The sequence below is a fragment of the Anaerobiospirillum thomasii genome (assembly GCF_900445255.1).
Classification (GTDB): domain Bacteria; phylum Pseudomonadota; class Gammaproteobacteria; order Enterobacterales; family Succinivibrionaceae; genus Anaerobiospirillum_A; species Anaerobiospirillum_A thomasii.
Genome location: NZ_UAPU01000007.1, coordinates 681420 through 693837 on the forward strand (window position 1 = coordinate 681420; position 12418 = coordinate 693837).

A 12418-nucleotide genomic window follows, 5' to 3' on the forward strand; every position below is an offset into this window, starting at 1 on the left:
GCTTAACCCTCCAGTTCAATCTTGGTTAAGCTTCTTCTAATCAGGCGACCATAATCAGTCTTGGCCGGACATGCATAGGTGCAAAGAGCAACATCTTCCTCAGCGAGCTCTAAAATACCTAACATCTTGGCCTGATCTACGTCATTGATTTCAATGGCGCGAAGCAGCATAGTAGGCTCCATATCTAAAGGCATGACCTTCTCATATGTGCCAATTGGTACCATAGAACGCGAACCACCATTAACAGCAGTATTGATAATATATGATGCTGGCTTTACTAATGATGATGCGTAGGCAGTTGAAACACTGTGACGTCTAAAGCCTGGGGTTAACCAGCCTAAGAACTCATTTACAGTACCTTCCTCAATAATTGAAACTTGTCTGTGATAACGGCCAAGGTAGGCATATGGACCTACTGCCTTGTTGCCCCACAGCACACTGCCGGCAATTACACGCACGCCATACTGTGACTCTACAATCTCATTGGCTGTAAGCTCAGCTACTGATGCGCCCTGCAGTGTCTCTACAAGTCTTGGTTCCTTTGCGTTTGGACCGCTGATGGCAATAATACGCTTGTTGTAGTATTCACCCTCAACAAAGAGATGACCAATAGCAATAACATCCTGATAGCCAATGTGCCATACAGTCTTGGTCTCTGATACCGGATCAACAAAATGGATGTGAGTGCCTGGCAGACCTGCAGGATGAGGACCTACGAAAACCACCTCTTCAACGTTGGTTGCATTGCAGGTTGGCAGAGATCTGTCATCCTTGCATACATAAACCTTGAAATCTCCAAGACGGCTTAAAACCATAAGACCGTTTACAAAAGCCTCAGACTCTCTGTCGATTACAACTTTGGCGTCAGCTGAGCCTGGCTCTGTATCCATGGCGGTGACGAAAATTGAATGAGGCAGTGATTTTACTGATGGGATCTTGTCAAAAGGACGTGTTCTAAATGCTGTCCACATTCCTGACTCTACAAGCTCATCAATAACTTCACTTGGTGTAAGATCAGTTAATTTCTCTTTTGGTGTCTTCTTAAATTCCACACCCTTTGCTGAGGCATCAACTTCAATAACTACCGACTGGAATGCACGGCGCTCACCACGATTTACTGCAACTACTTTGCCAGATGCAGGAGCGGTAAAGCGTGTTCCAGGGTTTTTCTTATCCTCGAACAGTACCTGTCCCTTCTTTACGGTATTGCCTACTTCAACAGCCATTGATGGACGCAGTCCGTGGTAATCAGTGCCCAAAAGAGCAACATGAGATACCGCAGGAGCCTGTCCAATCACTTGCTGTGGCTTACCGCTAAGTGGCAGATCCAATCCTTTTTTGATGTTAATCATAGGCGGTTCCAATTCAAATTCTAAGGGATAATATCCCCACTTCTTTGTATGCCCCTTGTAGAAATATCTGTTCACAGATAACCCTACCACAGGTGGCAAGTTTACAAATTCATTATTTTAACATAATTTATCTAAGCTTTAAAATTTTACCAAGGCTTGCAAGTTCAGCTCTACTCACATTATTTTTTACAGCTCTAAATATATTTAATACTAATGTGATGCAGATCGTTATCTATATGGAGGAGCCCATTTTTTGAGCCATCAGATCAGATCAATTTATAAGGAATATGATATGAAGATCACAAAATACGATAAAAATTATAATTTGTATCTATAAGTTGTTAAAAGTAAAAAAGCTGTGCAACAGGGCTGTGCCTAGGCCCCTGCCACACTCTCATCCTTTTGATTAAAAGGTGCTACATAAAATAAAAGCAGCATACCAGGAATGGCAAGTACAGTACATAACATAAAAAAGCGCTCCCAGCCCAAAGCCTCAACTAAAAAGCCTGTGGTGGCATTGCAAAATGTGCGTGGCACGGCAGAGAGTGAGGTTAAAAGTGCAATCTGTGTGGCTGTATACAAAGGATTGGTCTCACGGGCGATATAGGAGACAAAGGCTGCTGTTCCTAAGCCTGCACCTAAAAATTCGGCACAGACCACAGCAGATAAAATCAGAATTGAAGGAGTACCATATCGGCCCATGTAGGCTAAAAGCACAAAGCCTAAAATAGTTACAAGCTGCACCAGGCCAAAAAGCCACAGAGCTCTGTTAATACCTATTTTAAGCATGATAACACCGCCTGCAAGACCACCTATGACAGTAGACCACAGACCTACATTTTTAACCACTATGCCAATAGTGGTCAGATCATAATCAAGGTCAATATAAAAAGGGGTGGCCAGGGCCACAGCCATAGAATCACCAAGTTTATATAAAAATACAAAAAGCACGCAGATCAGAGCTGCCTTGATACCGCGCCTTTGAATAAACTCCCTGAATGGATCAACTACCGCCTCCTTTAGCGATCTTTGCTTTACACTTACCTGCGGCTCTTTTATAAACAGAGCTAAAAGCACATTGGGCAGCATAAAAAGTGCAGTGATGAAAAAGACCATATCCCAGGCTATAAAATCTGCAAGTATTAAGGACAGACCTCCTGGCACTAAGGATGAGACCTTATAGGAGTTTACAAAAATTGAATTACCAAGCCCCAGTTCATTATCAGTTAGAATCTCACGTCTGTAGGCATCAAGCACTATATCCTGTGTAGCAGAGATAAAGGCTACAAAAAAGGCTATAAGAGAGATAAAGGCAATAGACTCTTTTGGAGGAGTAAGACCCATAAGGCCAATGGCAATGGTTAAAAGCAGTGCTGTTACAAGCATCCAGCTTTTACGCCTGCCGCCTTTGAACAGGGTATAGCGATCTACAAAGGGAGCCCACAGAAATTTCCAGGTATAGGGAAACATGATAAGCGACATGGCCCCTATGACATTAAGATCAAGCCCCTCTTTGGCAAGATAGGCCGACAGCAGATTTAAAAGAACAAATAAAGGCATGCCAGAGCCAAAACCTGTAATAATACAGATGGCCATTTTTTTAGAAAAAATCTGCCTTAATACAGAAGTCTTGACTGCTGTATCTGCTGTGCAAGCCTCGCTCATAACTAGTCTCTGAAATTATTAAACTGCAGAGGCTGTCCCATATCCTCATTACGCAGCAGTGCAATCACGGCCTGCAGATCATCTCTTTTCTTGCCGGTAACACGCACTGTGTCGTCATTCATCTTGGCATCAACCTTGATCTTGGCATCTTTAATCTTTTTGACTATCTTCTTGCCAAGCTCCTTGTCAATGCCCTGCTTGAAGGTAACTGTCTGAATAGACTTCTTGCCAGAGCGTGTAATCTCACCAAAATCAACAGCTGTAACCTCAATATTTCTTTTAACGAGCTTAGAGAGCAGAATCTCATCCATCTGCTGCACCTGAAATTCCTCATCAGCCTCTAATTTGACACTTGAGTCTGCCTTTGAGTACTCAAATTTGGCATCAGTCCCCCTAAAGTCATAGCGGGTGGAAAGTTCACGATTGGCGTTTTCTATAGCGTTCTGTAATTCGTCTTTTTTAATCTCTGATACAACATCAAATGATGGCATTGCTATTCTCCTACTTTTAATCCACGCTCTGTACCATAGTTTCAAGCTACATAAGCTCTTTTTGTGCTCTTTTATATACTGATAAGGCATCAAGACCTACAAACTCAAGAAGCTCGCCTCTTGTGCCCTCATCGATAAATTTATCAGGTAAACCTAAATTTACAACCTTGCAGTCACACTTATCATCAAAGATAATCTTGGACACATCCTGACCAACACCACCTTCAATACAGCCATCCTCAGCTGTAATAACAAGACGGTGGCTGCGGGCCATATCAAGTACAAGATCTGTATCAAGAGGCTTGATAAAGCGCATGTCACACAACGTATAACCCTGCTCCTGACACATGGTAAGATAATCTACAGATAATGAACCAAAGGCCAGCACACAGACATCAGAGCCCTGGTGTAGCACACGGCCCCTTCCTATTTCAATTCTGTCCTCAAGACTAATACCCTCAAGTGAACCTGTGGCATTAGTACGCGGATAGCGCACAGCCGTAGGACCATTTATGCCATAGGCTGTATTTAAAGCCATATACAGCTCTTTTGCATCTGATGGACAGAAGATTGTAAAGTTTGGAATTATCTTTAAAAAGCCTATATCAAAGGCACCCTGATGGGTGGCACCATCCGGACCTACAAGACCTGCACGGTCAATGGCCAGCATTATAGGCAGATTCTGTATGGCAATATCATGAATCACACCGTCATAGGCACGCTGCAGAAATGATGAGTAGATGGCAACCACAGGACGCATACCACCTGCAGCAAGACCTGAGGCAAAGACCACAGCATGCTGCTCGGCAATTGCCACATCAAAAAAGTTCTTAGGATAGCGCTGGGCAAACTCCTCAAGCGCTGAACCTATGCGCATGGCTGGTGTAATAGCTGTAATCTTGCTGTCTTTTTCAGCCGCATCACAGATCCATCTGCCAAATACAGCTGAAAATGATTTATCCACCTTCTTTACGGTAGTGTCAATACCCTTGGACGGATCAAAGGTAGGCACACCATGATAGGTTATAGGATCCTCCTCAGCCTTGGCATAACCCTTGCCCTTGGTAGTCAGTACATGTAAAAACTGCAGACCGCCCAGCTCCTTTACATTCTGCAGTATAGGAATAAGACGTCTTAAATCATGACCATCTACAGGGCCTATGTAATTAAAGCCAAACTCTTCAAATAAAGTACCTGGCAACAGCATACCCTTGGCATGCTCCTGGGCGCGCAGAGCAAAATCACGCACGGCCGGCACTATTTCCAGTACCTTTTTTCCGCTCTCTACAAATTTGGCATAAGGCTGAGATGAAAGCAGATGAGACAGACCCTGTGAAAGTGTTCCTACATTCTCAGAAATACTCATCTCATTGTCATTTAAAATAACGGTAAGATCTATACCCTCAATTTCAGCGGCATGATTTAAAGCCTCAAAGGCACAGCCTCCAGATAAGGCACCATCTCCAATAACTGCCACAACCTTGGTTTTGCGTCCTAAATTTCTGTTGGCTACAGCCATACCTATGGCAGAACCTATAGAGGTTGAAGCATGACCTGTTGATAAATGATCATAGGCAGTCTCGCCTCTTTTAATAAAGGCGTGCAGACCATCCTTATGTCTTATGGTATGCAGTCTGTCTTTAGATCCTGTCAGTATCTTGTGTGGATAGGCCTGATGACCAACATCCCAGATAATTACATCATCAGGTGTATCATATACATAGTGCAGAGCTACAGTAAGCTCCACTACACCTAGTCCTGAGGCAAAATGACCTGAGGTTTTACTTACAGTATCAATAATGCATTGTCTTATCTCAGTGCACAGACCATTAAGATCTCTTTTGCGCATCGCTCTAAGATCTGAAGCATCAGAAATGTTCTCTAAAAAATGCGTTGTTGAGCCAAGCTCCTGTAATTCATCTGATGCCACTGTTAATGATCTCTCTGTACACAAAATAAAGCAAACTCTCTTAGCAAGGAAGTATCAGATGCAACAGCATCTAAAGCCTCCACAGCCTCACTGGCAGTCTTTATGGCAAGCTCTCTGGCCTTGTCAAGACCTAAAAGACTTGGATAGGTACTCTTGTCAAGACTGATATCAGAGCCTGCCTTTTTACCTAAAATACTTGTATCACCAATTACGTCAAGCACATCATCCCAGATCTGAAAGGCTACACCTACTTTTTTGGCATAAGTATGCAAAGCATCATAGGTTGTGCGCTCACTCTCATCAAGCAGTGAAGCTGCCATAAGCACACTAGCACAGATAAGAGCTCCTGTTTTTTTAGAGTGCAGAAGCTGCATAGTTTCAAGGCCTACAGCGCAGCCCTCTGCAGCAAGATCCATGGCCTGTCCGCCGCACATGCCTTTATAACCTGCAAGTGTTGACAGCAACGACACCATTTTAATAGTGGCACATGGATTATTTTTATTATCTGATAAAAATTCAAAGGCCAGAGTCTGCAGCGCATCGCCTGCAAGCAAAGCTGTTGCCTGACCGAATTTCTTGTGCACCGACGGCAGACCGCGACGCAGCTCGTCATTGTCCATCTCGGGCATATCATCATGAATTAAAGAGTATGCATGAATGCATTCGACGGCACAGGCGGCATTATCAACTTCACTAAAATCAAGACCTAAGGCCTTGGCAGTTGCATATACTAAAAAGGGACGTGATCTCTTACCGCCCAGCATCAGACCATAGGTCATGGCCTCTTTTAGATCGGCAGCATCATTGTCAAGACTGTCTATTTTAATTTTAAGCCTTGCATCAACCCTGCTGCGGATCAGAGAAAAAAACTCTTTAAATTCCATAATAGCAATTAATGTTTAAAACAAGATAAAACTAGAATACATCATCAGAGCCATTGCTCTCGTTAAGAGCGGCCATAGCCTCACCGGCCTGAGCCCTGGTCTGCATGACCTTCTGTTTCATCTCCATCAGAGTTTTGCGGCATGCAAGAGCCTTGTGCATACCCTGTGAGTACAAGGCAATAGCCTCATCTACAGGCAGCTCTCCATACTCAATTTTTGCTGTCAGCTCCTCAAGCTCACGCAGTGAAGCCTCAAGGGATGACATTTTTACATTGGCAGTCTCTGACATAATACAATCCTACAAATAAGCAAAACCGCCCCTGCAATGAGGGCGGTCATATATATTAAGAGCGCAGTGTGGCTGCAAATGATTTTTCAGCAAGAGCAATTATCTTCTGACTTAACTCATCTACAGTGCCATCCTCTAAAGTACGCTCCTTATCCTGCAGTGTAACTGACAGGGCAATACTTCTTTTGTCCTCACCAAGGCTCTCACCTTCAAAGACGTCAAAAATATTGACATCGCTGACAATTGAGCCAAGCTCACTGACAATAGCAGCGCTAAGATCGGATGCTCTGACCTCCTTTGATACCACAAAGGCAAAGTCACGACGTATTGACGGGAATTTTGAAATCTCGCTAAATACAGGCACAATGCGTGAAGCAAGAGCGGCAAGCTCAATTTCAATCACACCTACATGGCTCTTAAAGCCAAGCTCTTTTTGTACCTGAGGGTGCACAATACCTAATGAACCTACAACCTTGCCATCAAGCACAATGTCAGCGCCCTGACCTGGGTGCAGATATGCAGCCTTGGTTGGTACAAAGCTGTAGCTACTCTTGTTGGCAGTCAGATCAAGCAGTGACTCAAAATCACCCTTTACATCATAATAATCAATCTGACGTGACTGTACCGACCAGCTCTCACTGAACACATCGCCGCAGCATAAAAGAGCAAGCATAGGCTCCTGTCTTACACCGTTTTCGGCACTTTCATCGGCAATATAGCGCAGACCTGTCTCAAAAAGACGTATACGCTTTTGCTGACGGTTTAAATTGTATTTTGCAGCAATGGCAAGACCTGCAAGTAATGTCTCGCGCATAGTTGAAAGCTCAGGTGAAATTGGGTCACAAAGCTTTATACCTTTATCAAATCCTAAGGCATTTAAAACCTTTGGATCGGTAAATGAATAGGTAATAGCCTCAGTATAACCAAGAGCAACGAGCTCATCACGTACACTGCGCAGTGGCAGTGAGCTTTCCTTGCGCTCGACCATAAGCAGTGTATTGTTGATTGGTGCATTTTCAATATTGTTATAACCATAGATACGGGCTACCTCTTCGATAAGATCCTCTTCTATGGCAATATCAAATCTAAATGATGGGCAGGTTGTAACAAAAGTATCCTCAGCATCAGTTGCCCCCTTGATAAACTCAGGATTAAGCCCCAGGCGCTTTAGAATATTCATCACTGTATCATTGTCAATGACCTTGCCCAGCACTCTGTCAAGACGTGATCTGCGCAGTGATACCTTGTGTGAATCATGAATGTTATGTGCTCTCTGACAACTTACAATCTCACCTGCCTGACCGCCGGCTATAGCAATTAAAAGCTCGGTGGCTCTTTCCATGGCCAGAGTTTGAATCTCACAGTCAACACCACGCTCAAAACGATGTGAAGCATCAGTGTTAAGGCCATAGTGACGGGCTCTGCCCTTAATGGCAAGCGGTGAGAAGAAGGCTGACTCTAAAAGCACATTGCAAGTATTGTCATTAATACCTGAGTTAAGACCGCCGAAGATACCGGCAAGAGCCAGTGGACCATTGTCATCGGCAATAATCAGAGTATTGGCATCAAGCTCAACCTCATCGCCAGAGAGCAGTGTGAGCTTCTCATCCTCTCTGCCGCGTCTTACAGTAATGGCGCCGTGCAGACGGTCTAAATCAAATGAATGCAGAGGCTGACCTAACTCAAGCATGACATAATTGGTTACATCAACAATAGGAGATACTGAGCGTATACCGCAGCGGCGCAGCTTTTCTGTCATCCATACAGGTGATGTGGCATGCTGATTGACGCCTTTTATCACACGGCACAGATAGCGTGGACAGTCATCAAATGACTCGACATTTACAGCAAACTTGTCATCAATGGTGGACTCTACAGTCTTGACCTGTACATCCTTGACATCGGTGCTCAAGAGCACACCAACTTCACGGGCAATACCTCTTATTGACAGGCAGTCAGGACGGTTTGAGGTCAGATCAACTTCAATAGTGTTATCCTCAAGTGACAGATACTCACGCAGTGACATGCCAACAGGAGCATCGCATGGCAGCTCAATAATGCCATCTGACTCCTCGGCCATGCCAAGCTCCTTGTAGGAGCAGAGCATACCTGCTGATTCTACACCACGTAATTTGGCAGGTTTGATCTTAAAGTCACCTGGCAGTGTGGCACCAATCTTGGCCAGTGCCACCTTAAGGCCTTTGCAGCAGTTCTTGGCACCGCATACAATCTGTAAAGGGGCGCTTTCACCACAGTCTACTGTTGTAACATGCAGATGATCAGAATCAGGGTGATCCTCACAGGTTAAAACCTCTGCCACAACTACATTGTCAAAGCATCCTGCCACAGGAGAGATTGAGTCAACCTCAAGTCCTGCCATGGTTATCATGTCAGATACTTCCTGTGCGCTTAAATTATTCTCTACGTACTCGTCAAGCCAGTTTTTATTGAATTTCATAATTGTATCTCTATCCTTTAAATGTTAGGCAAACTGCTTTATAAAACGGATGTCATTTTCAAAGAAGGCGCGCAGATCGTTTACGCCATAGCGCAGCATAGTCAGACGCTCAACACCCATACCAAAGGCAAAGCCTACATATTTTTCAGGATCTATATTTACATTTTTGAGCACATTAGGATGCACCATACCGCAGCCTAAAACCTCAAGCCACTTGCCGCCTTTGCGCTTTACATCAACCTCAGCTGAAGGCTCGGTGAACGGGAAGTATGAAGGACGGAAACGTACCTCAAGCTCCTCCTCAAAGAAGTTTCTTAAAAACTCATAAAGAATGCCCTTTAACTCGGCAAATGAAGTGTGTTCCTCAACAAGCAGACCCTCAACCTGATGGAACATAGGAGTATGGGTCATGTCATAGTCATTTCTGTATACACGGCCTGGGGCAATAATGCGTATAGGAGGCTGCTGCTTCTCCATGGTTCTTATCTGTACTGATGAGGTCTGCGATCTTAACAGCAGTGAGTTCTCAAGCATAAAGGTATCATGAGAGGCACGGGCCGGATGATGCGGAGGCAGATTGAGCGCATCAAAGTTATGATAGTCATCCTCAATCTCAGGACCGCCTACTGACACAAAGCCCATGGTTGAAAACAGCTCGGTGATTCTCTCAATTGTTCTGGTGACAGGATGTATATTGCCAACCTCCTGACGACGGCCAGGCAGTGTGATATCAACCTTTTCACTGGCTAATCTGGCATCAAGTAATGCCTTTTCAATAGCATTCTTCTTGTCTTCAATGGCCTTTATTACAAAACTTTTGGCTTCATTGATAAGTGCACCCTGCTTTGGTCTGTCCTCGGCACTGAGTTTTGACAGCTCTTTCATAAATTCGGTAAACAGACCTTTCTTGCCCAAATATTCAACACGTACGGCATCAAGTTCCTGTAAGGTCTGTGCACGCAAAGCAGCTGCTATACCCTGCTCTTTAGCTTCAAGTAATTTATCCATTAAAAAACACCACGTTTAAATTGCAAATTTTGTGTAATTTTAAATTAATTTGTCAATTATCTCACGCTAGCGCCCTAAGTTCACCTATAAATTATGCAAAAGATTTAATTTTATGAGTTTTTTTTATTAATTTTTACTATCTTATGCACTTTTTTATATCAACAGATAGATCTCTATGTATCAAAGAAGAGGAATGATATGTATGAGACCTTGCCCTGTATTGTCTTTTTGCACAAAAAGATGCACCTAAAGAATGACAGGTTTTGACTTTATTTAAATGTAAAGGATAAAAAAATACCGCACATAGTATGCGGTATATATAAGGTGTGATTTTATAAAATTAGGCTTCTATGCTTACACGCAGAGGGCCGGTTGCAGTTGTTGTGCCCTTGTCGTTGTAGGTCATATTGCGGGTGGCCTTGTCACGGGCGCCCATAAGCACAGCAAAAAGACGGCGGTTTGAGGCCAGATCCATATCAATAAGACGGCCGTTGACCATATTCTTCTTTTTGCACTCAAAGAGCTTTTGCTTTAAGACAAGCACATGCTCAAGGAAGGTGCTCTTTAATTCTTCAGAATCAGGATGCAGTCTTATCTTCTGATCATTTGACTGCAGTCTTAACATAACCTTTGATTTTTCCTCAGCTAAGGTTTCAATTGAATTGTAGTCCTTGGCAGTAAGAGCCTTAATCTCTTTACCGAGAATTACAGCAACTGTATCTAAAAGAGAATTCTGCTCTTTTAAATACTCAATCAAGGGTCTTATTGCAGGTTCAGTTTTTACAAACATAATCATCTCTCCCTTTTTTTAATTAAAATGCATTTCTCATCTGATACATCTCATAGATGACCTTTGAATCAAGCTCAAGCTCTGTCACATAGGTATCACCTACTGGATACTGACGTATCACACGGGCACCGCGCACCATGCCGTTAACCTGACTTTCAAGCTTGTCCTGTCTGTGAATTGAATTGCTGGCGCTGTCACGGGCATCAATGTAGATACCATAGACCTGCTCTGAAAGCTCCTTGTAAGCCTCAAGCTTTGAGGCGCGCATGGCCTGCAGCATTTTCTGATTTGGAGTAGGTCCACGCTGCACTGAAATAAGTGCATGGCCAGAGGCTCTTAATACAGGAAATACATCTGGCTCATTAACACCAGTATCTGTATAGATAATATTGCGTGTCAGCTCTGTTCTGCTTAAGAAATTGGAACAGGCTGTAACTGACAGAGCCATAAGGCATAAAACTGCAGCTAAAGTTGTCTTTTTCATATGCCCTCCTAGTAGCTCTTTATTCTCTGATACTGACTTTGATTGCCAATGTCTCTGATAATAAGTCCATTATGCTCAAAGGTCTGAGCCTCATAGACAACAGGATCTACGCAGCTGTCAAAAAAGCATCTGCCAAAAAACTTCTGAAAATAATTGCGGCCCTCAAGCTCACGCAGATACTGTTCATAGTTGCCCTTGCTGGTTACAGGCACCACAAGATTACCGCTTACGGCATAACCCCTGGGTGCAATGGTGGAGTTACCAGCTCCTGCCTCAACAAGCACACCGCCAAGTCTGTTTTTGGCTCTTTGATCATTAAGTCTCTTTTCAAGCTGCTGCTTTTGTAAAGCGACCTCATCAAGCAGATTTCTTTCATTGCCGGCAATATCATAGACACCTAAAGAGCAGTTTTTCTCCTTGGTTTTGTAGCATGATGGCAGATCGGTGTATGGAATAAAGGCTGTAGATGAACCTAAAACACTCTGATCCTGCATATTTACAATGCGGGCGGCCAGAATAACGCCGAATTTGTCACGGCTAATGGTTCCTGCAAGAATATGGGTGGCAAAGGCGCTCTTGGCAATCTTTTTAAAATCACGTGAGTATACATACTCGCCATGCTTGTTAACAGAAATACTGCCTGTGAGTTTGTACTCAACTACGTTAATATTGCGGCGGTTTAACTCATGTACAAAAATTTCACTCAGCTCACGACCTAAAAAACCAGATGTCTCAAAGGTGTCTGTATCTACAAGTGTAGTTATGGCAATTTTAGGGAATTTAACCACCGGACGGCCTTGTTTAACTTCAGTCTTACCCTGGGCCTTTAAATTTGACTCCATGGTATCGTACAGTATCTTACCCATCTGAGCTGCAACAAGAGCAATTTCCATGCCCTGATGCTCATAGACATCTTCTGTATAGTTGGAGTTGGCGTCTCTATCATAAATATTACCGATGGTCTTCTTGCCGTTTTCGGTATTATTTGCCACACAGCCAGAGAAACTTACAGTAAGAGCCATCATAAGAGCTGCATATGCAATATTCTTTTTCATCCTGAGCCTCTT

At 43.5% G+C, this 12418-nt stretch carries 11 protein-coding genes; all 11 read right to left on the bottom strand.

Annotated features, from left to right (window positions below):
* Positions 1–2: 2 nt before the first annotated feature.
* Positions 3–1352: a Na(+)-translocating NADH-quinone reductase subunit A gene (locus tag DRZ93_RS10200; protein ID WP_113743730.1), complete on the bottom strand. Its 1350-nt coding sequence runs from the start codon at positions 1350–1352 to the stop codon at positions 3–5.
* Between the two features lie 375 nt (positions 1353–1727).
* The gene (locus tag DRZ93_RS10205) at positions 1728–3017 is read right to left on the bottom strand and encodes an AmpG family muropeptide MFS transporter (RefSeq protein WP_113746527.1); all 1290 of its coding nucleotides are present in this window, start codon (positions 3015–3017) and stop codon (positions 1728–1730) included.
* A gap of 2 nt (positions 3018–3019) precedes the next feature.
* Complete coding sequence (locus DRZ93_RS10210; protein ID WP_113746528.1) at positions 3020–3508, bottom strand: YajQ family cyclic di-GMP-binding protein; 489 nt, start codon at positions 3506–3508, stop codon at positions 3020–3022.
* Between the two features lie 46 nt (positions 3509–3554).
* Entirely contained in the window at positions 3555–5438 is a 1884-nt protein-coding gene (dxs, locus tag DRZ93_RS10215) for a 1-deoxy-D-xylulose-5-phosphate synthase (protein ID WP_113746741.1), read from the bottom strand.
* A 2-nt stretch (positions 5439–5440) separates the two neighbouring features.
* Positions 5441–6322, bottom strand: a complete 882-nt coding sequence (locus DRZ93_RS10220) for a farnesyl diphosphate synthase (protein WP_113746529.1) — start codon at positions 6320–6322, stop codon at positions 5441–5443.
* 31 nt (positions 6323–6353) lie between these two features.
* A complete protein-coding gene (gene xseB, locus DRZ93_RS10225; protein ID WP_113746530.1) occupies positions 6354–6611 on the bottom strand; it encodes an exodeoxyribonuclease VII small subunit in 258 nt (85 codons plus the stop codon).
* 55 nt (positions 6612–6666) lie between these two features.
* On the bottom strand, positions 6667–9069 hold the full coding sequence (pheT, locus tag DRZ93_RS10230; protein ID WP_113746531.1) for a phenylalanine--tRNA ligase subunit beta: 2403 nt from the start codon (positions 9067–9069) through the stop codon (positions 6667–6669).
* 24 nt (positions 9070–9093) lie between these two features.
* Positions 9094–10077: a phenylalanine--tRNA ligase subunit alpha gene (pheS, locus tag DRZ93_RS10235; RefSeq protein WP_113743724.1), complete on the bottom strand. Its 984-nt coding sequence runs from the start codon at positions 10075–10077 to the stop codon at positions 9094–9096.
* Positions 10078–10417: 340 nt separating this feature from the next.
* Positions 10418–10867, bottom strand: coding sequence for a flagella synthesis protein FlgN (locus DRZ93_RS10240; RefSeq protein ID WP_172458186.1), 450 nt, complete (start codon positions 10865–10867; stop codon positions 10418–10420).
* A 22-nt stretch (positions 10868–10889) separates the two neighbouring features.
* Positions 10890–11351, bottom strand: coding sequence for an LPP20 family lipoprotein (locus DRZ93_RS10245; RefSeq protein ID WP_113743722.1), 462 nt, complete (start codon positions 11349–11351; stop codon positions 10890–10892).
* An 8-nt stretch (positions 11352–11359) separates the two neighbouring features.
* Positions 11360–12406, bottom strand: coding sequence for a FlgO family outer membrane protein (locus DRZ93_RS10250; RefSeq protein ID WP_113746532.1), 1047 nt, complete (start codon positions 12404–12406; stop codon positions 11360–11362).
* Positions 12407–12418: the final 12 nt, after the last annotated feature.